This window comes from Enterobacter sp. 50793107, from assembly GCF_001463365.1.
Classification (GTDB): domain Bacteria; phylum Pseudomonadota; class Gammaproteobacteria; order Enterobacterales; family Enterobacteriaceae; genus Enterobacter; species Enterobacter cloacae.
On the sequence record NZ_LNII01000103.1, the window covers coordinates 15,215 to 37,707 of the forward strand.

The 22,493-nt window shown below is 57.9% G+C and carries 22 protein-coding genes; 10 read left to right on the forward strand and 12 right to left on the reverse strand.

Translation table 11 applies throughout. From position 1 onward, the window contains the following. Positions 1-46: 46 nt before the first annotated feature. The 7 genes from recX to mltB form a co-directional block, all read right to left on the reverse strand. Positions 47-547: a recombination regulator RecX gene (recX, locus tag APU11_RS14610; RefSeq protein WP_013098437.1), complete on the reverse strand. Its 501-nt coding sequence runs from the start codon at positions 545-547 to the stop codon at positions 47-49. A gap of 68 nt (positions 548-615) precedes the next feature. After that, entirely contained in the window at positions 616-1,674 is a 1,059-nt protein-coding gene (recA, locus tag APU11_RS14615; RefSeq protein WP_013098438.1) for a recombinase RecA, read from the reverse strand. Positions 1,675-1,763: 89 nt separating this feature from the next. Continuing rightward, positions 1,764-2,261, reverse strand: coding sequence for a nicotinamide-nucleotide amidase (gene pncC / locus APU11_RS14620; RefSeq protein WP_013098439.1), 498 nt, complete (start codon positions 2,259-2,261; stop codon positions 1,764-1,766). A gap of 129 nt (positions 2,262-2,390) precedes the next feature. Beyond that, on the reverse strand, positions 2,391-3,269 hold the full coding sequence (locus APU11_RS14625; protein WP_058650469.1) for a metal ABC transporter substrate-binding protein: 879 nt from the start codon (positions 3,267-3,269) through the stop codon (positions 2,391-2,393). A 14-nt stretch (positions 3,270-3,283) separates the two neighbouring features. Next, positions 3,284-4,144 carry a metal ABC transporter permease gene (locus tag APU11_RS14630; RefSeq protein ID WP_013098441.1) on the reverse strand — a complete coding sequence of 287 codons (861 nt, stop codon included), beginning with the start codon at positions 4,142-4,144 and terminating at the stop codon, positions 3,284-3,286. Next, positions 4,141-4,794 (reverse strand): ATP-binding cassette domain-containing protein, encoded by a 654-nt coding sequence (locus tag APU11_RS14635; RefSeq protein ID WP_058650468.1) that lies wholly within the window; start codon positions 4,792-4,794, stop codon positions 4,141-4,143. The genes APU11_RS14630 and APU11_RS14635 overlap by 4 nt, the downstream gene beginning before the upstream one ends. Before the next feature lie 242 nt (positions 4,795-5,036). Beyond that, positions 5,037-6,137, reverse strand: coding sequence for a lytic murein transglycosylase B (mltB, locus tag APU11_RS14640; protein WP_023620633.1), 1,101 nt, complete (start codon positions 6,135-6,137; stop codon positions 5,037-5,039). A 274-nt stretch (positions 6,138-6,411) separates the two neighbouring features. Between mltB and srlA the strand changes: the two genes are divergently transcribed. From srlA to gutQ, 7 genes are all read left to right on the forward strand, one after another. Then, positions 6,412-6,975, forward strand: a complete 564-nt coding sequence (gene srlA, locus APU11_RS14645) for a PTS glucitol/sorbitol transporter subunit IIC (protein WP_013098444.1) — start codon at positions 6,412-6,414, stop codon at positions 6,973-6,975. Then, positions 6,972-7,931: a PTS glucitol/sorbitol transporter subunit IIB gene (locus tag APU11_RS14650; RefSeq protein WP_020689263.1), complete on the forward strand. Its 960-nt coding sequence runs from the start codon at positions 6,972-6,974 to the stop codon at positions 7,929-7,931. Before srlA ends, APU11_RS14650 begins: the two co-directional genes overlap by 4 nt. A gap of 12 nt (positions 7,932-7,943) precedes the next feature. Then, complete coding sequence (srlB, locus tag APU11_RS14655; RefSeq protein ID WP_013098446.1) at positions 7,944-8,306, forward strand: PTS glucitol/sorbitol transporter subunit IIA; 363 nt, start codon at positions 7,944-7,946, stop codon at positions 8,304-8,306. Between the two features lie 14 nt (positions 8,307-8,320). After that, entirely contained in the window at positions 8,321-9,100 is a 780-nt protein-coding gene (gene srlD / locus APU11_RS14660) for a sorbitol-6-phosphate dehydrogenase (protein ID WP_013098447.1), read from the forward strand. 67 nt (positions 9,101-9,167) lie between these two features. Further along, on the forward strand, positions 9,168-9,527 hold the full coding sequence (gutM, locus tag APU11_RS14665; protein WP_013098448.1) for a transcriptional regulator GutM: 360 nt from the start codon (positions 9,168-9,170) through the stop codon (positions 9,525-9,527). Positions 9,528-9,590: 63 nt separating this feature from the next. Next, positions 9,591-10,364 (forward strand): DNA-binding transcriptional repressor, encoded by a 774-nt coding sequence (locus APU11_RS14670; protein ID WP_013098449.1) that lies wholly within the window; start codon positions 9,591-9,593, stop codon positions 10,362-10,364. Next, positions 10,357-11,322, forward strand: a complete 966-nt coding sequence (gene gutQ / locus APU11_RS14675) for an arabinose-5-phosphate isomerase GutQ (protein WP_058650467.1) — start codon at positions 10,357-10,359, stop codon at positions 11,320-11,322. Before APU11_RS14670 ends, gutQ begins: the two co-directional genes overlap by 8 nt. Here the strand turns inward: gutQ and norR are convergent. Continuing rightward, on the reverse strand, positions 11,319-12,833 hold the full coding sequence (gene norR, locus APU11_RS14680) for a nitric oxide reductase transcriptional regulator NorR (protein ID WP_058650466.1): 1,515 nt from the start codon (positions 12,831-12,833) through the stop codon (positions 11,319-11,321). The two genes, gutQ and norR, sit on opposite strands and share 4 nt — an antisense overlap. Positions 12,834-13,017: 184 nt before the next feature. Between norR and norV the strand changes: the two genes are divergently transcribed. After that, complete coding sequence (norV, locus tag APU11_RS14685; RefSeq protein WP_047024444.1) at positions 13,018-14,460, forward strand: anaerobic nitric oxide reductase flavorubredoxin; 1,443 nt, start codon at positions 13,018-13,020, stop codon at positions 14,458-14,460. Then, on the forward strand, positions 14,457-15,590 hold the full coding sequence (gene norW, locus APU11_RS14690) for an NADH:flavorubredoxin reductase NorW (protein ID WP_029883945.1): 1,134 nt from the start codon (positions 14,457-14,459) through the stop codon (positions 15,588-15,590). Before norV ends, norW begins: the two co-directional genes overlap by 4 nt. 286 nt (positions 15,591-15,876) lie before the next feature. Here norW and APU11_RS14695 read toward each other — a convergent pair whose 3' ends face one another. From APU11_RS14695 to APU11_RS14710, 4 genes are all read right to left on the reverse strand, one after another. Beyond that, the gene (locus APU11_RS14695; protein WP_058650465.1) at positions 15,877-16,899 is read right to left on the reverse strand and encodes a HoxN/HupN/NixA family nickel/cobalt transporter; all 1,023 of its coding nucleotides are present in this window, start codon (positions 16,897-16,899) and stop codon (positions 15,877-15,879) included. A gap of 1 nt (position 16,900) precedes the next feature. Then, positions 16,901-19,117: a carbamoyltransferase HypF gene (gene hypF / locus APU11_RS14700; protein WP_058650464.1), complete on the reverse strand. Its 2,217-nt coding sequence runs from the start codon at positions 19,115-19,117 to the stop codon at positions 16,901-16,903. A 6-nt stretch (positions 19,118-19,123) separates the two neighbouring features. Continuing rightward, the gene (hydN, locus tag APU11_RS14705) at positions 19,124-19,669 is read right to left on the reverse strand and encodes an electron transport protein HydN (protein ID WP_014833044.1); all 546 of its coding nucleotides are present in this window, start codon (positions 19,667-19,669) and stop codon (positions 19,124-19,126) included. A 134-nt stretch (positions 19,670-19,803) separates the two neighbouring features. Continuing rightward, the gene (locus APU11_RS14710; RefSeq protein ID WP_029883949.1) at positions 19,804-20,817 is read right to left on the reverse strand and encodes a LacI family DNA-binding transcriptional regulator; all 1,014 of its coding nucleotides are present in this window, start codon (positions 20,815-20,817) and stop codon (positions 19,804-19,806) included. Between the two features lie 215 nt (positions 20,818-21,032). On the opposite strand from APU11_RS14710, the gene ascF reads away from it, so the two are divergent. Continuing rightward, positions 21,033-22,484, forward strand: coding sequence for a PTS cellobiose/arbutin/salicin transporter subunit IIBC (ascF, locus tag APU11_RS14715; RefSeq protein WP_058650463.1), 1,452 nt, complete (start codon positions 21,033-21,035; stop codon positions 22,482-22,484). Positions 22,485-22,493 lie beyond the last annotated feature (9 nt).

A 22,493-nucleotide genomic window follows, 5' to 3' on the forward strand; every position in this document is an offset into this window, starting at 1 on the left:
GAATAAGATAAGTTTTCTTTGGTGGGAAGTAAAATCCCGCATGCGTTCAATCGGCAAAATTACGCCAGATATCCTGAATATCTTCCATCAGAAAGCCGCGGTAGAGCAAAAAGCGCTGGATTTTGACTTTTTCTGAAAATTCACGCGGCAGCGGTTCACCGTATTTACGAATCGCCTGCTCTTTTGCCAGCGCACACCAGTCGGTGTCACAGTCGCGCATTGCTTTTTCGATGGACTCACGGGCAACGCCCTTCTGGTTCAGCTCCTGACGAATACGCGCCGGACCGTATCCCTTGCGGCCACGGCTGGCCAGGAACCGGGAAGCAAAACGGTCGTCATCCAGATAGTGATGCTCATAGCACCAGGCAATCACCCGGTCATAATCTTCCGCGGTGGCATCAATCTCTTCCGGTCCATTTTTACTCATCACCGGGGCCGACAATTTACGCCGCAGCTCTTGTTCACTGTGGTCACGCACGGCAAGGATCCGCACCGCGCGGTCCAGTAATCGCGCATAAGCGGGTCGACGCGTTGTGGATTCGCTCATAAAAAACCTGCTGGTTCAGAAATGCAAAAAGGGCCGCATCAGCAGCCCTTCATTTTTAAACGAAAGCCTTAAAAGTCTTCGTTAGTTTCTTCAGCATCCGCACCATCAACCACAAAATCAGGTTTAGAGTCCTGGTTGTTCAGCAGAAGCTCACGCACTTTCTTCTCGATCTCTTTCGCTGCAGCCGGGTTCTCTTTCAGCCAGGAGATCGCATTCGCTTTACCCTGACCAATTTTATCGCCGTTGTAGCTGTACCATGCGCCCGCTTTTTCGATCAGCTTCTCTTTCACGCCCAGGTCAACCAGTTCGCCGAAGAAGTTGATACCTTCACCGTAGAGAATCTGGAATTCAGCCTGTTTGAACGGCGCGGCGATCTTGTTCTTCACGACCTTCACGCGGGTTTCACTCCCCACCACGTTCTCACCCTCTTTCACCGCACCGATACGGCGGATATCCAGACGGACAGAAGCATAGAATTTCAGCGCGTTACCACCAGTAGTGGTTTCCGGGTTACCGAACATTACGCCAATTTTCATACGGATCTGGTTGATGAAGATCAGCAGCGTGTTGGACTGCTTCAGGTTACCGGCCAGCTTACGCATTGCCTGGCTCATCATACGTGCCGCGAGGCCCATGTGAGAGTCGCCGATTTCGCCTTCGATTTCCGCTTTTGGCGTCAGCGCAGCAACGGAGTCGACCACGATAACGTCAACCGCACCGGAACGCGCCAGCGCGTCACAAATCTCCAGCGCCTGTTCACCTGTATCTGGCTGCGAACACAGCAGGTTATCGATATCCACGCCCAGCTTACGAGCATAAACAGGGTCCAGCGCGTGCTCGGCATCGATAAAGGCACAGGTTTTACCTTCGCGCTGCGCCGCGGCAATCACCTGCAGCGTCAGGGTGGTTTTACCGGAGGATTCTGGCCCGTAGATCTCTACGATACGGCCCATTGGCAGGCCGCCCGCGCCCAGCGCGATATCCAGAGAAAGCGAACCGGTGGAGATCGTTTCCACATCCATGGTACGGTCTTCACCCAGGCGCATGATGGAGCCTTTACCGAATTGCTTTTCGATCTGGCCCAGTGCTGCCGCCAACGCTTTCTGTTTGTTTTCGTCGATAGCCATTATTACTCCTGTCATGCCGGGAGAAGCGACTGTGCTTCACCGTGGATTTCTGTTCTGTTGGTGCAATTATACTGTATAGTCATACAGTATCAAGTGTTTTGTAGAAATTGTTGCCAGAGCGTTTTTAACGCATAAACGGTGGCCTGACGACGCACGCTTTCACGATCGCCGCTAAAGCACTCGCGACGCGTGATCCCTTCACCTTTAGAGGTGGCAAAACCAAACCAGACGGTGCCAACAGGCTTCACGTCACTGCCGCCGTCCGGGCCGGCGATACCGCTAATAGAGATGGCATAATCTGCACGCGCCGCTTTTAGCGCACCAATTGCCATCTCAATCACCACCGGTTCGCTGACCGCGCCATGCTGTTCAAGCGTGGATTCGTGCACGCCAATCATTTGCGCTTTAGCTTCGTTACTGTAGGTCACAAAGCCGCGTTCAAACCAGGCGGAACTGCCTGCAATATCGGTAATGGCTTTAGCAACCCAGCCGCCGGTACAGGATTCGGCAGTCGTAATAGTCGCGCCACGTTGCTTAAGCGCCAGTCCTACGACTTCGCTAAGCTGCATCAATTCATGGTCAGTCATTCTCGCTCCGGGCATCAGAAAAACGTGCAGCACAAGATAGCACTTTCTCGTCAGATATGGAGATGAGGATCATGTTTTACGAGGGGGGTTCAGAAAAAAGCCGATGCGAATGCACCGGCTAAGAAAAGGTTACTTCATGCTCCTGGCGAGGGTATTTACGTTATGGCGAAACGCCTTAACGTAGGTATCCGCCACGCCGCCTTTGGCCGACAGCGCCTCCGGGTAAAGTTCGCCCCCCGGCTGCGCACCGGTGGCCGTGGCAATTTGTTTAACCAGGCGCGGGTCGAGCTGGTTTTCCATAAACCAGGTTTTCACCCCGTCCGCTTTAATCTGATTGATAATCTCAGCCACCTGCGCTGCGCTGGCTTCGCTCTCTGACGACAAGCCCTGCGGCGCAATAAAGGTTACGCCATAGGCGCGGCTGAAGTAGCCGAAGGCGTCATGGCTGGTGAGGACTTTACGTTTTACCTGCGGGATCTGGCTGAACTGCGTTTTGGCCCAGCTGTCCAGTTGCATAAGCTGCGCGATATAGGGTTGACCGGTGGCCTCCAGCGCCGACTTATCTTCAGGATCGGCTTTTACCAGACCGGCAAGGATATTTTGCGCATACAGTGCCCCGTTCGCCGCGCTGTTCCAGGCATGCGGATCGGTCACGGTTTTCCCGTCCTCTTCAAGCGTGTGGGTTTTCACCCCGGTCGAAGCCACTACCAGCTGGCCCTTAAATCCGGAGGCCTTCACCAGACGGTCGAGCCAGCCCTCCAGCCCCAGACCGTTCACCACCACTACATCGGCCTTGCTGAGCGCCGCACTGTCTTTCGGCGACGGTTCAAAGGTATGCGGATCGCCGTCCGGCCCCACCAGCGTGGTCACATTGACCCGGTCGCCCCCTACCTCACGCGTAATGTCTCCCAGAATGGAAAAACTGGTGACCACATTAAGCGTTTTCGCCATCACGCCCTGTGACAACATCCCGAGCGCGAGCGCCATTATTAACCCTGTACGTTTCATCATTTCCCCTTGCGTTAAAAAAGCGCACGCAGGCTGCCAGCCAGGTGGCTTCGTGTGCCAAATAAAACAGAAATAAAGAACAGCGCGCTGGCGGTCAGCACGATGGACGGCCCGGCGGGTAAACTCACCGCCCAGGAGAGGCTTAACCCCAGCCATGCGCAAAAAACGCCGCTGATGCCCGCCAGGCAGAGCAACCCCGGCAGGGTGCGCACCCAGCAGCGTGCAGCCACCGCCGGCAACATCATCAGCCCGACGGCCATCAGCGTGCCGAGAACCTGAAATCCGGCCACCAGGTTAAGCACCAGTAGCGCCAGAAACAGCCCGTGCAACAGGCCGGGCAGCCAGCGGGCGTTAACCTGTAGCCAGGCGGTATCGAACGCCTCAGTCACCAGCCCACGATAGAAAACTGCCAGCGTCACCAGCGTGAAGATGCACACGCCAGCCACAAACAGCGCGGCGTCGTTATCCACCGCCAGAATGGAGCCAAACAGCAGGTGCAGCAGATCGACGTTCGAACCACGTAGCGACACCAGCGTCACGCCCAGCGCCAGCGAGCCGAGATAGAACCCGGCAAAACTGGCGTCCTCTTTGAGCGGCGTACGTCGACTGACCAGCCCGGCCACCAGCGCCACGGCGATCCCGGCGATAAACCCGCCGATGCTCATCGCCAGCAGTGACATACCGCTCAGCAGATAGCCCACCGCAACGCCGGGTAAAATGGCGTGTGAAAGGGCATCGCCCATCAGGCTCATCCGGCGCAGCTGAAGAAATACGCCCAGTGCCGTGGTGCTGACGGACAGCGCCAGGCACACCACCAGCGCGCGACGCATAAAGCCGTATTCGATAAACGGCTGAAAGAAGAGATGCCAGATCATGCCACCCTCACCCGCTCGGTTTTCCAGTGCGGAATAGTCGTATCCAGCCGTAGTGTTTGCGGAAAATGACGCGATACGCGCTCGCTGTCATGCAATACCGCAAGCAGGGTCTGGCCCTGCATGTACATCTCGAGCATCAGGTCCATCAGCACGTTACAGGTAGCTTCATCGACGCCGGTAAAAGGTTCATCCAGCATCACCAGCGGCGCCTGTTGCACCAGGATCCGCGCAAATAGCATGCGCTGAAACTGGCCGCCGGAGAGTGCATCGATGGTAGATAACGCCATGGCGTCCAGCCCGACACGCTCCAGCGCGCTGGCAATGCGCGAGCGTGTTTCCCGACGAAAGCCGGAAAAGAGCGACACACGCGGCCAGCAGCCCATACTCACCACATCCTGCACCGTCAGCGGAAACTGCGCCTCCAGAGCGTGACGCTGTGCCAGCCAGCCAATCACCGGGCGTTTCTCCTGCCAGCGAAAACGGCCGCTCACCGGCGGAATAAACCCGGCGAGTGTTTTGAGCAGCGTGGATTTTCCACATCCATTGGCCCCGATAATGGCGGTCATACTTCCGCGTTCAATCACGCCCGACAAGGCGCGCGTAACGGGCATGCGGTCGTAACCCGCAATCAGTTCATCCATGACAATCATGGCAATGCCACCGCCCAGCGCACGGCCAGCCCGATAAACACGACAATCACCAGCGCCAGCAGAAACCTAACTGCCGCAGACAAAGAGAAAAGGGACGTTGACATGTTGACACCACATTTAATGTTATAACGTAACAATAATGAAAGGCGATTGAGATGTAAATGGCGCGTTTGCAAAGGGAGTGTGGCGAAATGTTTCTGCAAAATTCCCCTCTCCCGTGGGAGAGGGAGGAATAAAGCGACTTACTGACTAAACGGCGATGCCGCAGGGACACGCGCCTGCGATACCGCCAGGCCCAGCTGCCACACGGCCATCGCATAGTGCGTGCTGTGGTTATAGCGGGTGATGGTGTAGAAGTTTGGCATACCGTACCAGTACTGATACCCGGTTCCTACATCCAGACGCAGCAGGCTCACCTGATCGACATTACCCAGCGGCTGCGTTGGCGTTAAACCTGCCGCCGTCAGCTGCGCAACGCTGTATTTGGTTTTGAAGCCGTTTTCCAGACCAAACGCTTCGCCGTTAGCCTGCACGGCAACCTGCCCACCCGGCGTCCAGCCGTGTGCCTTGAAGTAGTTCGCCACGCTGCCGATGGCATCCACCGGATCCCACAGGTTGATGTGACCATCTCCGTTAAAGTCGACGGCATACTGTTTGTAGGAAGAGGGCATAAACTGGCCGTAGCCCATCGCTCCGGCAAACGACCCTTTCAGATCGAGCGGGTCATCCTGTTCGTTACGCGCCATCAGCAGGAAGGTTTCCAGCTCGGAAGAGAAGTACTCGGCACGACGCGGATAGTTAAACGAGAGCGTGGCCAGCGCATCAAGAATGCGTGTTTTGCCCATCACGCGGCCCCAGCGCGTTTCCACGCCAATAATGCCGACGATGATTTCAGGCGGCACGCCGTAGACCTGCCACGCGCGATTGAGGGCATCTTCATACTGATTCCAGAACACCACGCCATTTTGCACGTTGTCCGGGGTAATAAACTGTTTGCGATAGCGCAACCACGCACCGTTTGGCCCGGTTGGCACCTGCGCTGACGGTGCCTGCCTGTCCATCAGGCGCAGCACGTAGTCCAGACGTTTCGCCTGCGATAAGATTTCATGCAGTTGCTGTCTGTCAAAGCCGTGTTTGCTCACCATTTTATCGATGAACTGTTCGGCCGCCGGGTTATTCGCGAAGTCGCCCCCCATCTGCATCATATTGTGCTGCGGCTCCAGCAGGAATCCTCCTGAAGGCGCGCCAGCCGTCTGCACAGCGGCTTCAGTCTTGGGTTTACTACTACAGGCGGACAGCAGAATAAGCGCAGGTAACAACGCTGCATAACGACGCTTGAACATGGGACATCCATTTAACGGGTTCGATAAGAACCCAGTATGGTAAAGCATCCGCAACACCTCAAGGAAGCGGTACGCGCCTTACCCACCAAATCTTTACGCTCCTCAACGCAAATCTGCGCTTTTTTCAACCAAAATGCGTCTCCCCCGCCCATTAACTTTCAAAACAATCCATTTTTCTTTCATTGTGAGATCTGATTAACACTTTAAAACCTTTCAAAGTGATTATTATTAGTCCCAGTAATACAAAACAAGAAAAGCCTCACAGGAGAGAAGAATGATAGAAACCATCACCCACGGCGCCGAGTGGTTCATCGGGCTGTTTCAGAAAGGCGGAGAAGTCTTCACCGGCATGGTGACCGGGATCCTGCCCCTGCTGATCAGCCTGCTGGTGATCATGAACGCGCTGATTAATTTTATCGGCCAGCAACGCATTGAACGCTTCGCCCAACGCTGTGCCGGGAACCCGTTATCCCGTTACCTGCTGTTGCCCTGCATTGGAACCTTCGTTTTCTGCAACCCCATGACCTTAAGCCTCGGCCGCTTTATGCCAGAAAAATACAAGCCGAGTTATTACGCCGCCGCCTCATATAGCTGTCACTCCATGAACGGCCTGTTCCCGCATATCAACCCGGGGGAATTGTTTGTTTATCTCGGCATTGCCAGCGGCCTGACAACGCTTGGCCTGCCGCTCGGCCCACTGGCGGTAAGCTATCTGCTGGTCGGCCTGGTCACCAACTTCTTCCGTGGCTGGGTGACCGATCTCACCACCACCATTTTTGAGAAAAAAATGGGCATCCAGCTTGAGCAACGCGTTCATTTGTCAGGAGCCACAGCATGAGCCGGATCCGCATTGAGAAAGGTACGGGTGGCTGGGGCGGCCCGCTGGAGTTCGACGCCACCGAAGGCAAAAAAATCGTCTATATCACCGCAGGCACACGCCCGGCGATTGTCGACAAACTACGCGAGCTGACCGGCTGGGAAGCGGTCGACGGTTTCAAAGAAGGCGAACCACCGGAGGCGGAAATCGGCGTGGCGGTTATCGACTGCGGTGGCACCCTGCGCTGCGGCCTCTATCCGAAGCGTCGCATTCCGACGGTGAATATTCACTCCACTGGAAAATCGGGCCCGCTGGCGCAGTACATCCTCGAAGACATTTATGTCTCAGGCGTGAAGGAGGACAACATCACGCTGGTGAATGGCACTTCCGCGCCGCAAAAAGCCGCACCGCGTGATTACGACACCAGTAAGAAGATCACCGAGCAGAGCGACGGCCTGCTGGCGAAGGTCGGCATGGGAATGGGATCCGCCGTGGCGGTACTGTTCCAGTCCGGGCGCGACACCATCGACACGGTGCTAAAAACCATTCTGCCGTTTATGGCCTTCGTCTCCGCGTTAATCGGCATCATCATGGCCTCCGGTCTGGGAGACTGGATCGCCCACGGCCTCGCCCCGCTTGCCAGCCACCCGCTCGGTCTGGTGACGCTGGCGCTGATCTGCTCCTTCCCGCTGCTGTCGCCGTTCCTCGGCCCGGGGGCGGTGATTGCTCAGGTCATCGGCGTCCTGATTGGCGTGCAGATTGGTCTGGGCAACATTCCTCCGCACCTGGCTCTGCCTGCGCTGTTTGCCATTAACGCTCAGGCAGCCTGCGACTTCATTCCCGTTGGCCTGTCGCTGGCCGAAGCGCGCCAGGACACCGTACGCGTGGGCGTGCCGTCTGTGCTGGTCAGTCGTTTCCTGACGGGCGCACCGACGGTGCTGATTGCCTGGTTCGTTTCCGGCTTTATTTATCAATAAGAGGTTCCTGCGATGACCGTGATTTATCAGACCACCATCACCCGCATCGGCCAGAGCGCGGCCGATGCGCTCAGCGACCAGATGCTGATCACTTTCCGTGAAGGTGCACCGGCAGATATCGAAGAGTTTTGTTTTATCCACTGCCACGGCGAGCTGCACGGAGCGTTAAAGGCAGGAAGCCAGCTGGAGCTGGGTGACACCCGCTATGCCGTCACCGCCGTGGGCGACGTGGCCGAGCAAAACCTGCGCGAGCTGGGCCACATCACCCTGCGGTTCGATGGCCAGCCGCAGGCAGAGTATCCCGGCACGGTTCACGTGGAGGGGCCGGTTCCGCAGGCTGTTACCCCAGGCTGCACATTAAAATTTGTTGCGTAATTAAGGAGAGCGTTATGAGTCAGGTTGCCGTTGTCATTGGTGGAGGACAAACCTTAGGAGAGTTTCTCTGCCGTGGGCTTGCCGCAGAAGGTTACCGCGTGGCGGTAGTGGATATTCAGAGTGAGAAAGCCGCCCGCGTGGCGGATACCATCAACACCGAGTTTGGTGAGGGGATGGCGTACGGGTTTGGTGCCGATGCCACCAGCGAGCAGAGCGTCATGGCGCTGGCTCGCGGGGTAGACGAGATTTTTGGCCGTACCGACCTGCTGGTCTACAGCGCAGGGATCGCGAAAGCGGCGTTTATCAGCGATTTCGAACTGGGGGACTTTGACCGCTCGCTGCAGGTGAATCTGGTGGGTTACTTCCTCTGCGCCCGCGAATTTTCCCGTCTGATGATCCGCGACGGCATTCAGGGGCGCATCATTCAGATCAACTCCAAATCGGGCAAAGTGGGCAGCAAGCATAACTCCGGCTACAGCGCGGCGAAATTTGGCGGCGTAGGGCTGACCCAGTCTCTGGCGCTGGATCTGGCCGAATACGGGATTACCGTTCACTCGCTGATGCTGGGCAACCTGCTGAAGTCGCCAATGTTCCAGTCGCTGCTACCTCAATACGCCACCAAGCTTGGCATCAAAGAAGACGAAGTGGAGCAGTATTACATCGACAAAGTGCCGCTGAAGCGCGGGTGCGACTATCAGGACGTGCTGAACATGCTGCTGTTTTACGCCAGCCCGAAAGCCTCGTACTGCACCGGCCAGTCGATTAACGTCACCGGTGGGCAGGTGATGTTCTGATCGAGCAGGCTGATGTCCTCACCCTCACCCTCTCCCTGTGGGAGAGGGAATATAACAAGGAGCCGATATGGTAACCGCACTCATCACCGTCGCCGCCCTCGCCTGGATCTGCCAGATGGCATTCGGCGGCTGGCAGATCCATCAGTTTAACCGCGCGTTTGACGCCCTGTGCCAGAAGGGCCGCGTGGGCGTCGGGCGCTCCGGGGGGCGCTTTAAACCGCGCGTCGTGGTTGCAATTGCGCTGGATGAACAGAACCGGGTATGCGACTCCCTCATCATGCGCGGGATGACGGTGTTTGCCCGCCCGGTGAAAATTCAGGCAATTAACGGCATATCGTTGCAGGAATTACAGCCTGATGTGATCTTCCCCCACGATCCACTCTGTCAGAATGCACTATCATTAGCGCTTAAATTGAAACATGGATAATTTCGTTGTGAACGCGATAAGCTTGCGAAATTATCATTTCGCAACGTAAGGAACGAAGCGCCTATGAAACCTCGTCAGCGGCAGGCGGCCATTCTTGAGCATCTGCAAAAGCAGGGAAAATGCTCGGTAGAAGAGCTGGCCCACTACTTTGACACCACCGGCACAACGATACGCAAGGACCTGGTATTGCTCGAAAACGCAGGCGCGGTCATTCGAACCTACGGTGGAGTAATGCTCAACAAAGATGAAGCCGACCCTCCTATCGATCACAAAACGCTGATCAACACCCACCAGAAAGCGCTGATTGCCGAAGCCGCCGTGAAATTTATCCATGATGGTGACTCCATTATTCTTGATGCGGGCAGCACCGTCCTGCAGATGATCCCGCTGCTCAATCGCTTTAACAACATCACGGTGATGACCAACAGTCTGCACATCGTCAACGCCCTGGCAGAGTTCGACAGCGAACAAACCATTCTGATGCCCGGCGGTACCTTCCGTAAAAAATCGGCGTCCTTTCACGGCCAGCTGGCGGAAAATGCCTTCGAGCACTTCAGCTTTGACAAATTGTTTATGGGCACCGACGGCATCGACCTGAACGCCGGTGTCACCACGTTCAACGAGGTGTTCAGCGTCAGTAAAGCCATGTGTAACGCCGCCCGGGAAGTCATTTTGATGGCGGACTCCTCGAAGTTTGGCCGTAAAAGCCCCAACATTGTCTGTAGCCTTGAAAGCGTCGATACGCTGATTACCGACGCAGGGATCGATCCGGCGTTCAAAAAAGCGCTGGAAGAGAAAGGCATCGATGTGATCGTAACGGGAGAAAAAGATGAGTGATTTTCTGTTAAACGCAGGCCGTCAGACCCTGATGCTGGAGCTACAGGAGGCCAGCCGCCTGCCGGAACGGCTGGGCGACGATTTTGTCCGCGCCGCCAACACCATCATCCAGTGTAAAGGCAAAGTGATTGTCTCCGGGATCGGCAAGTCCGGCCACATCGGCAAAAAAATTGCCGCAACGCTGGCGAGCACCGGGACACCGGCGTTCTTCGTGCACCCGGCTGAAGCCCTGCACGGCGATCTGGGGATGATTGAAAGCCGTGACGTGATGCTGTTTATCTCCTACTCCGGCTCGGCCAAAGAGCTGGACCTCATCATCCCGCGCCTGCAGGAAAAATCGATCGCCCTGCTGGCCATGACCGGTAAATCCCGTTCGCCGCTGGCGCTGGCGGCCAAAGCGGTGCTGGATATTGCCGTGGAGCGCGAAGCCTGCCCGATGCACCTCGCCCCCACCTCCAGTACCGTCAACACCCTGATGATGGGCGATGCGCTGGCAATGGCGGTGATGCAGGCGCGCGGTTTCAATGAAGAAGATTTCGCCCGTTCACACCCTGCCGGGGCGCTCGGCGCACGGCTGCTGAATAATGTTCATCACCTGATGCGCTCTGGCGATGCCATCCCGCAGGTCAAACTCGATACCAGCGTGATGGACGCGATGCTGGAGCTGAGCCGCACCGGGCTGGGGCTGGTCGCCGTCTGCGACGATACGCGCCAGGTGAAAGGCGTCTTTACCGACGGCGACCTGCGCCGCTGGCTGGTGGGCGGCGGCAAGCTGGAGGCTCGCGTCTCAGAAGCGATGACCTCTGGCGGGTTAACGCTGAATGCCAACAGCCGCGCCATTGAAGCCAAAGAGGTGCTGATGAAACGTAAAATCACCGCCGCGCCGGTGGTGGATGACGCTGGCCGCCTGTGCGGCGCCATCAACCTGCAGGATTTCTACCAGGCAGGCATTATTTAACCCTTCAGTCCCAGACGCTTCGCCAGCCGGTGCAGGTTGGCGACGTCCATTTCCAGCGCCCGCGCGCACGCCGCCCAACTGCGGTTGTTCTGTTCCAGCGCGCGGGTAATCATCTGACGCTGAAATTCTTCCGTCGCTTCACGCAGATTCTCGTTCACGCTTTCAGGCGCAGCGGGCTTCACGGACGGTATATTTTCATCATGCAGGGCAAAATGGCGCGCATGAATCACGATGTCATCCCCCGAGCGCGTCGCCCGCGCCAGCACCACCGCGCGATGGATGGCGTGCTCCAGCTCACGTACGTTACCCGGCCAGCCGTAGGTCAGCAGATGGCCTCGCGCTCCCGGGCTTAATACCACGCGCGACAAGCCCATTTTGAGCCGACACTGTTCGCAGAAAAAACCCGCCAGCAGCACCACATCGTCCCCACGCTCGCGCAGCGGCGGCACGGTAAGCGGAAAAACACTCAGACGATGGAACAGATCGGCGCGGAAATTGCCGTTCAGCACCGCTTCGCGCAGGTCGCGGTTGGTTGCCGCCAGCACGCGCACGTTGACCCGTAAGCTGCGGTCGTCTCCCACGCGCTGAATATCACCGTACTGTAATACGCGCAGCAGCTTGGCCTGCAGCGACAGCGAAAGCTCGCCTATTTCATCGAGGAATAGCGTGCCGTTATCGGCCATTTCAAACTTGCCGCTGCGGTTGCTGATGGCCCCGGTAAATGCCCCTTTGACGTGACCAAACAGCTCGCTTTCCGCCACGCTTTCCGGCAGTGCGGCGCAGTTAAGGTAGACCAGCGGGTTGGCCGCACGCGGTGAAGCTTCGTGAATGGATTTCGCCACCAGCTCTTTACCGGTGCCGGTCTCACCGAAGATCAGCACGTTCAAATCGGATGCCGCGACGATCTCAATCTCTTTTTTGAGTTGTACCATGCCTGGCGAGAGGCCAATCATCTCCGTATGCGCGACCTGTTCAAACGCCGCCGGGCTGCCGGGAAGAATATTCTGGCTCTCCAGCTGTTCAATCAGCAGAGCATTGTTCAGCGCCCCGGCCGCCAGGGCCGCAATCAGGCGCAGTTCTTCGTCGCTGAAGGTATCGAACTGGTCCGGCGACATGCCGTCGAGGGTCAGCGCCCCAATCAGGTTTTGTCCGGCAAACAGCGGCAGGCCGATACAGGCGTGCACCTTCAGGCTCTCCTGCCCGGGTATAAGGCCGTCGTACGGGTCGGGCAGATCGCTGTCTGCCGGAAAACGCACTACGTCACCCGCCCGGGCGATGGTCTCCAGCCGCGGGTGGCCTTCCAGCGTAAAGCGTCGCCCGAGCACGTCCTGCGCCAGCCCGTCGATGGCCAACGGAATAAACTGCCGTCCCTCGTAGCGCAGCAGCGCCGAAGCATCGCATTCCAGCACGTGGCGCAGCGTGGAGATCAGCCGCTGAAAACGATCCTGATGCCCGATGCCGGTTTGCAGTTCAATGGCGATTTTCGCCAGCACGTCTACGGAAAAGCTCATGTCTGCCTCGCTGTCATTTTGACAATACATAGTGTCATATTGACATCTTTAACGATAGTCATAATGACTACCCATTCGGGGGCATAAAAAATTTAATCCATAAAAATCAACAAAATAAAAGTTGGCACGCAAGTTGATATAGACAAAACAACTTATTCAACACGCCGTATTATTTGAGGTTGCTATGTCTATTCTGGTTAAAAATAACATTCATTGGGTTGGTCAACGTGACTGGGAAGTGCGTGATTTTCACGGAACGGAATATAAAACGCTGCGCGGCAGCAGCTATAACAGCTATCTCATTCGTGAAGGTAAAAACGTACTGATCGATACCGTCGATCATAAATTCAGCCGCGAGTTCGTGCAGAACCTGCGCAGTGAAATCGATCTGAACGACATCGACTACATCATCATCAACCACGCGGAAGAGGATCACGCCGGGGCGCTGACCGAGTTGATGTCCCACATTCCGGATACCCCGATCTACTGCACCACCAACGCCATCGACTCCATCAACGGTCACCATCACCATCCGGAGTGGAACTTCCACACCGTGAAAACCGGCGACACGCTGGATATTGGTAACGGTAAACAGCTGATCTTCGTAGAAACCCCGATGCTGCACTGGCCGGACAGCATGATGACCTACCTGACCGGCGATGCGGTGCTGTTCAGCAACGACGCCTTTGGTCAGCACTACTGCGACGAACGCCTGTTTAACGATGAAGTGGATCAGACCGAGCTGTTCGAACAGTGCCAGCGCTACTACGCCAACATCCTGACTCCGTTCAGCCGTCTGGTGACGCCCAAAATCACCGAGATCCTCGGCTTCAACCTGCCGGTGGATATGATTGCCACCTCCCACGGCGTGGTGTGGCGTGAAAACCCCACCCAGATCGTTGAGCTATACCTGAAATGGGCGGCGGATTATCAGGAAGACCGCATCACGATTTTCTACGACACCATGTCCAACAACACCCGCATGATGGCAGACGCCATCGCCCAGGGTATCAACGAGGTGGACCCGAACGTGGCGGTGAAAATCTTCAACGTGGCGCGCAGCGATAAAAACGAGATCCTCACCAACGTCTTCCGCTCTAAGGGCGTGCTGGTGGGCACCTCCACCATGAACAACGTGATGATGCCGAAAATTGCTGGCCTGGTGGAAGAGATGACCGGTCTGCGCTTCCGTAACAAACGTGCCAGCGCCTTTGGCTCCCACGGCTGGAGCGGCGGCGCGGTAGATCGTCTCTCCACCCGCCTGCAGGATGCCGGTTTTGAGATGTCCATGAGCCTGAAGGCCAAATGGCGTCCGGATCTTGACGCGCTGGAAGTCTGTCGTCAGCACGGCCGCGATATTGCTCGTCAGTGGGCGCTTGCACCGCTTCCTGAGGTCGCAGCACTCCCCGCCGAACAGCCGCAAACCTGTGCCGGGGCAGCCAGCGCCGATCTCGGTCCACGCATGCAGTGCAGCGTCTGCCAGTGGATCTACGACCCGGAACTGGGCGAGCCGTTGCAGGACGTGGCTCCAGGTACGCCGTGGAGTGAGGTGCCGGACAACTTCCTCTGCCCGGAATGTTCCCTCGGAAAAGACGTCTTTGACGAACTGGCAACGGAGGCAAAATGAGCAACGGTATCGTCATCATCGGCTCGGGCTTTGCCGCCCGCCAGCTGGTGAAAAATATCCGCAAACAGGACGCTAACGTGCCGCTGACGATGATCGCGGCCGACAGCATGGACGAGTACAACAAGCCCGATTTAAGCCATGTGATTAGCCTGAACCAGCGCGCCGACGATCTCACCCGCCAGACGGCGGGGGAGTTCGCGGAGCAGTTCAACCTGCGTCTGTTTCCGTACACCTGGGTCACCGATATTGACGCCGATGCCCACGTGGTAAAAGCGAAAGATAAAACCTGGCAGTACGACAAGCTGGTGCTGGCGACGGGGGCCTCTGCGTTCGTGCCGCCGGTTACCGGCCGCGAGCTGATGATGACGCTCAACAGCCAGCAGGAGTATCGGGCCAGCGAAACGAAGCTTCGTGATGCAAAACGGGTAATGATTGTTGGCGGCGGTTTGATTGGCACCGAGCTGGCGATGGATTTTTGTCGGGCGGGTAAAGCCGTCACCCTGGTCGACCACGCAGCAAGCATTCTGTCGGCCTTGATGCCTGCAGAAGTAAGCAGTCGCTTACAGCACCGTCTGACCGACATGGGCGTGCATCTGCTGTTGAAATCGCAACTGCAACATCTGAGCGAAACCGAAGGCGGCATTCGCGCGACGCTTGACCGCAATCGCAGCCTGGAAGTCGATGTGGTGGTTGCCGCGACGGGGTTGCGCCCGGAAACGGCGCTGGCGCACCGCGCAGGCGCTGAAACAGGCCGTGGCGTGAAGGTGAATAGCTACCTGCAAACCACGCAACCCGACATTTACGCCCTGGGGGACTGCGCGGAAATCAACGGCCAGGTACTGCCTTTCCTGCAGCCGATCCAGCTTAGCGCCATGTATCTGGCAAAAAACCTGCTCGGCAACAGCGCGCCGCTGAAATTACCGGCCATGCTGGTGAAGGTGAAAACGCCGGCGTTGCCGCTGCATCTGGCAGGTGAAACCCAGCGCCAGGATCTGAACTGGCAGATCGCTGTGGAAGCTCAGGGAATGGTCGCGCGCGGCTCTGACGCCGATGGCCAGCTCCGCGCCTTCGTGGTTAGCGAAGATCGGATGAAGGAGGCTTTCGCGCTACTGAAATCGCTGCCCGCTTAACCCTTAACCTTTTACCACGCTTACTTAACCCTGGGATTTTATTATCCGCAGCCCCGATGTCCCGGGGCTTTTTTTTACGTAATCTATTAGCAAGATAAATACAAAAGAGGTAAATCATCGCCATCTGTCCTTAACTTATTATTTGACTGAATATAAAAGTGTAAAAACCTTCATAAACAGCAAGATATTCATTCCATTTTTCCAGCAAAACGGCACCCTGCTTCGCTTTACCGGAACGACATCATGGCGATTTTACCCCTCAAACACAATGGTTTTAGCGCAGCGCTCAGGAATGTATGACCAGCGCGTCGTAGCCGCGCCAGCGGTAGTTGATCATGGAGATCAGCCAGCAGGCGACAAACAGCCCAACCACCACAAAACCGGCGTTGCCGAGGTTATCGTTGACGGCACCAATGCGATCCCAGATGCCGCCGCTGAGGGCAAATTTATCCATCAGCAGCCCCAGCGCTTCCAGCCCGCCGATAAACACCGCCACCACCACAGAGGTACCGGTAATGGTCATGTTGTAGTAGAGCTTGCGCTGCGGTTTGTTGAATGCCCAGCCGTAAGCCCCCACCATCAACAGGTTGTCGAGGGTATCCACCAGCGCCATGCCGCTGGCGAAAAGCGCCGGGAAGATCATGATTGACCACTCCGACATACCGTTTGAGGCGCTGGCGGCAGAGATCCCGAGCACGCCGATTTCAGTGGCGGTATCAAAACCAAGCCCGAACAGAAAACCGACCAGATACATCTGCCAGCTTTTGTTGACCAGGCGGAAAGTCGCGCCAAACAGCCAGTTCATTATTCCGCCCTGCGCCGGGAGGGAGATGTCTCCCTGCACCGCCTGCCCGTTTTTCAGCGCCTGAAAATTGCGCCAGACACCGCGTAAAATCACCATATTAACTAACGCCATCGCCAGCAGGAACGTCGCGGAGACGGCCGTGCCAATCAGGCTGCCGGTTTCATGAAACCAGGCCATATTTTTCTGAAACGCGGTCGCCGTCGCGGCTATGGCGATGGAGGCCAGCACCACAATGGTGGAGTGCCCCAGTGAGAACCACGCCCCGACACCAGAGGGGCGCTTGCCCTGCTGCATCATCTTGCGTGTCACGGTATCAATGGCCGCGATGTGGTCAGCATCCACCGCGTGACGCAACCCATAGCACCAGGCAAGCAGGCTTGCGGCCAATAACGCAGAACTACTGCTAAAGGCGTTCCACGCCCAGCCCCACGCCAGAAGATTAGCCATTACCAGCGCCAGCAGCAGGAGCGCGGCGCGAGGTTCATTGCGTAAGCGTCGTAACATTTTACATCCTTTTTGAACATGACCGGGCTGCGGCAACCACCGCCTGCCCGAAGGAGATAGCCCCGTCACCCGCAGGCAGATGATGGGGAAAAAGAAGCGTGAAATCAGAGAGGTGTGCCCGCAGACGCGCCCGCAGCAGGCGGTTATGCAACACGCCGCCGCTGAAACAGACGGTAGAGAGCGAAAGGCGTCGGGCATGGTGTCGGGCTAACGCCGCCAGCCCTTTTGCCAGCGCATCGTGAAAGGCCCACGCGCGCTCACAGGGTTGCGCCTGCCAGGCCAGCCACTGCCGCCAGAAGAGCGCAAGGTTTTCAACCTGAAGCGTCACCGGGTGTTCAACACCCGGGCACTGCGCGGCCAGCGCCTCCAGCCTGCAGGCGGCTTCGCCTTCATAGCGTTGTGTTTCAATACCCAGAGCACAGGCCACCGCATCAAACAACCGCCCGCAGGACGACGCCAGCGGCGCGTTAAGGCCGCGCTGAACGGCGGTCGCTAAAAGCGGCCAGTTTTGCGAACGTACGGCACGGGTTTCCGGGTAGCGTTGCCAGTCAGGAACAAACGCCAGGCAGTGTGCCAGCAGATTTCGCCAGGGCTGCATGGCCGCGAGATCGCCGCCCGGCATCGCCACGGCGGGCAGGCCGCCCAAATGCTCGCACTCAAGGTAGTTCACCCGCAGACACTCCCCGCCCCACAGCGCGCCGTGCTCGCCCATGCCGATCCCGTCCAGCGTCAGAGCGATGGCGTCGCCACCGTCGAGCGGCCAGCCGTTTTCGGCAAGGCAGGCCGCGGCATGCGCGTGATGATGCAGTACGGTATCGACCGGCAGCGCCTGCTCCTGTGCCCAGTGCCGGGCGTGATAGCCAGGATGGACATCGCACACCAGCCGCTCTGGCTGAAAGGCGTAGATCTGCTGCATCAACGACAGTGCTGAACGCCACTGGGCCTCGACACCGTCGTCACTGAGATCGCCAAAATGCTGGCTCAGCACCGCCTGGTTACCGCGCACCAGACAGAAGGTATTCTTCATGTCGGCACCGGTCGCCAGAATAGAGGGAACAGGGCTAAAACCGGCGGGTAACGTGATGGCATCCGGCACGAAACCGCGCGCCCGACGCAGCATGGCCCCGTCCTGATCAATCACGGAATCGTCCATCCGCTGCAGGATGTCGCGGTTATGGAGCAGAAAACCGTCAGCAATCTCTGCGAGCTGTTCCAGCGCCTGTGGATTACTGATGGCAGGCGGTCTGCCGCTGAGGTTGCCGGAGGTCATCACCAGCGGGCGTTGCGTCTCCTGCATCAGCAAATGGTGCAGCGGATTGGCCGGGAGCATCACACCGAGGCTATCCAGGCCCGGCGCGATGTCGTCCGGAAAGGTCGGCAGCCAGGCTTTAGGGATCAGCACGATGGGCGCGGCAGGCGAGCGCAGCCGTGTTTGCACCGGCTGCGGAAGGTCGTCGGCGCTGGGGATCATCACCGCCAGCGGTTTCCCCGGACGCTGCTTACGTGCCCGCAGCATTGCCACCGCCTGCGGGTTAAGCGCGTCGCAGGCCAGATGAAATCCGCCCAGCCCTTTGATAGCCACAATGCCACCGTTTTTCAGCATCTGCACCGCCGCGTTCAGCGCCAGCTCGCGGGTGACAACCCGATCGGCCGCACGCCACTCAAGCTCAGGCCCGCAGTCCGGGCAAGCCACGGGCTGGGCGTGAAAACGTCGGTCCGCAGGGTTGCGGTATTCCGTTTCGCACGGCGAGCAGAGCGGGAATGGCGCCATGGCTGTGGCCGGGCGGTCATACGGCATGGCGCGGATAATGGTAAAACGCGGGCCGCAGTGGGTGCAGTTAATAAACGGGTAACGATAGCGGCGCTCGTGGGGGTCGTTCATCTCCGAAAGGCACGCGGGACAGGTGGCGGCATCCGGTACAATCTGGGTGTCCATTGCCCCGCCCGCGCTGTGGCGAATGGTGAATGTCTCTGGCATCGTTGACCAGTGGAACGGCTGCGTGTCGATACTCTCGATGCGCGCCAGCGGCGGGCAGTCCTGGCGCAGCCTCGCGGTGAAATGCCCCCCATTACCCGCGAGGCGCACCAGCACGCCCTCTCCGTCGTTGCAGACATCGCCGGTCAACTGCAGCGCCTGAGCCAGTTGCCAGACGAAGGGCCGAAAGCCCACGCCCTGCACCTTGCCACGCACCCGCAACTGTACGCCGTTACCGCCCATGACGGATCAGAACAGCAGAGATGAGGTGGTATCGAACGCTGCGCGACGGCGCTTCTCGGCGCTCATCTGCTCGAGCTTATCGCGATCCACGCAAACCAGCGCGTGTGTCGGGCAGGCTTCCATACAGGCCGGACCGGCGTCACGGTGATAGCAAAGATCGCATTTGTTGGCTTCGGCTTTTTCCGCCCGCACATTCAGCCCCATGCCGCTGTTGCGGACCACCGGACGAACCACCACCTCCATCGCGCCGTACGGGCAGGCGACCACGCAGGTTTTACAGCCGATACAGCGCGCCTGCATCACATGCACAAAGCCTTTTTCACGTTTGATTGCACCGTTAGGGCAGACGTTGGCGCACGGCGCGTCTTCGCACTGACGGCAGATAGCGGCGGTGGAAATATTCACGCCTTTGATGACGTGGATCCGCGGCAAAAAGGTCTCTGGCGTAAGCGAAGCGCAATCCTGCTCCGCCTGATGAGACACCACGCACGCCACTTCACAGGTACGGCAGCCAATGCATTTACTGGCATCAGCCATAATAAAACGGTTCATCTGCTTCTCCAGCATTACAGTCATGCGCGGAGATATTCATAAACCGTGCCAGTTTTTAACTCGTTGATTTATAGTGATTTAGAAAATGTCGCGGGGGCTGTCATCGTCACTTCTGACGATGACAGCTGTCGACATCAGCGGTGCGGGCCGTCGATGACAGAGTCGCGCAGGATAAGCTCACCCGAGAAGGTTTGCTGATATTTAAACTCGCCGCCGTCGAGCATAAAAATCAGGCGGCTGATGGTCTCTTTAATCATCTCCGTAACCGGAATACGCACGCTGGAGAGCGAGGGCACGATGTAGGGCGCAATCGCCACATCGTCGAAGCCTACCACCGACACCGCATCAGGCGTGGCGACGCCGCTGTCGTGAAGCTGTTTCATGGCGCCAATCGCCATATCGTCGTTACTCGCCACCAGCGCGGTAAAGGTTTCGCCGCGCGAGAGCAGCTCAGACACGGCCGCCGCGCCGCTGGCCGGGTTCCATTTGCCGTGGGCGATCAGCGTCGGACGCAGCGGGATCTGGTGTTGCGCCAGGGCGTCTTTGTAGCCAGAAAGACGCTCCACGCCCGTGGGCGAATCCAGCGAGCCGGTGATAAACGCAATGTCACGGTGCCCTTTCTCAATCAGCTGTGACACCGCTTCCTGACAGGAGGCTTTATGATCTGACCAGACGCTGTGGCTGCTGTTTTTACGCAGGCGACGGTTCAGTACCATGATCGGCTGCTCGTATTTCTCGACGATCTCGTCCATCTCTTCCACGCTCAGAAAACGCGGATAGATAATGACCGCGTCACAGCGCATATCAAGCAGGTACTGGATGGCTTCGCGCTCTTCATCGGCGCTGTGCTTGCCGTCCGCCAGGATCAGCTGCCGCCCCTTCTCTTCCGTCATGCGGGCGGCGTGAAACAGCAACTCACTAAAATAGACGCCGTGATACAGGGTGTTGGTCACCACCAGTCCCAGCGTCTGGGTGCGTTTGGTCGCCAGGTTGCGCGCCAGCAAATTGGGGCGATAGCCGCTCTCTTCGATGGCCTGAAACACCCGGTCTTTGGTCTCCTGGCTGACATAGCCATTCCCCGACAGCACCCGGGAAACCGTCGCTTTCGAAACGCCTGCCCGCTTCGCCACTTCAAGCATCGTGGTCATGTTGTTATTCCCTTTCATACTGATGGCACGCAGTGTACTGCACTGCAAAACAATTGTCGCAACGACGCGCTCACGCTTTTTGAACCGTCTGGTGATCGCCATCACGAAATGAAAAAATGGTCAAAATGCGATCTTGTTTCATTCAAAGAAACTCATGATGATTATGTGGAACCGGTTTCCTACATACTCTCACAACGACAACAGGATCACATCCGATGGCCAAAAATTATGCCGCGCTGGCGCAAGACGTTGTCAGCGCGCTTGGCGGCAAAGACAACATCGTCGCCGTCACCCATTGCATGACGCGACTGCGTTTCGTCCTGAAAGACGAAACCGCTACCGATACCGCACGCCTGAAAAATATCAGCGGCGTACTGGGCGTGGTACGTAACGACAACCAGTGCCAGGTGATTATCGGCAATACCGTTTCTCAGGCTTACCGTGAGGTGGTGAGCCTGCTGCCAACCGACCTGCAGCCTGCCGTACCGGAAGGCCCACAGAAATTGACCCTGCGCCGCATCGGTGCCGGGATCCTCGACGCGCTGATTGGCACCATGTCGCCGCTGATCCCGGCGATCATCGGCGGCTCGATGGTCAAGCTGCTGGCGATGATCCTTGAGATGACCGGCGTGCTGGTGAAAGGCGCGCCGACGCTCACCATTTTGACCGTCATCGGCGACGGGGCGTTCTTCTTCCTGCCACTGATGGTGGCAGCATCTGCCGCCGTGAAATTCAAAACCAACATGTCGCTGGCGATCGCCATTGCAGGCGTGCTGGTGCATCCGAGCTTTATCGAGCTGATGGCGAAAGCCGCGCAGGGTGAGCACGTCGAATTCGCGTTTATCCCGGTGACGGCGGTGAAATACACCTACACCGTGATCCCGGCGCTGGTGATGACCTGGTGCCTGTCGTATATCGAACGCTGGGTGGATCGCATTACGCCTGCGGTGACGAAAAACTTCCTCAAGCCGATGCTGATCGTGCTGATTGCCGCCCCGCTCGCCATCGTGCTGATTGGGCCGCTGGGGATCTGGATCGGCAGCGCCATCTCCGCGCTGGTCTACACCATTCACGGCTATCTGGGCTGGCTCTCCGTGGCGATCATGGGCGCGCTCTGGCCGCTGCTGGTCATGACCGGGATGCACCGCGTCTTTACCCCGACTATCATTCAGACCATTGCCGAAACGGGTAAAGAGGGGATGGTGATGCCGTCGGAAATCGGTGCCAACCTGTCGCTCGGCGGTTCATCCCTGGCGGTGGCGTGGAAAACGAAAAACCCGGAGCTGCGCCAGACGGCGCTGGCCGCGGCGGCTTCCGCCATCATGGCGGGCATCTCTGAACCGGCGCTGTATGGCGTGGCGGTTCGCCTGAAACGCCCGCTGATTGCCAGCCTGATTAGCGGCTTTATCTGTGGCGCGGTGGCCGGTATTGCGGGGCTTGCCAGCCACTCAATGGCGGCGCCGGGGCTGTTTACCAGTGTGCAGTTCTTCGATCCGGCCAACCCGATGACCATTGTCTGGGTATTCGGCGTCATGGCGCTGGCGGTCGTGCTCTCCTTCGTGCTGACCCTGATATTAGGCTTTGAAGATATCCCGGTCGAAGACGAGGCTGAAAAAGCCCGCGCCCTGCAGAGCGCGCTGGTGCAGGCCAAAACCGCACAAGTTTAACCGTATAAC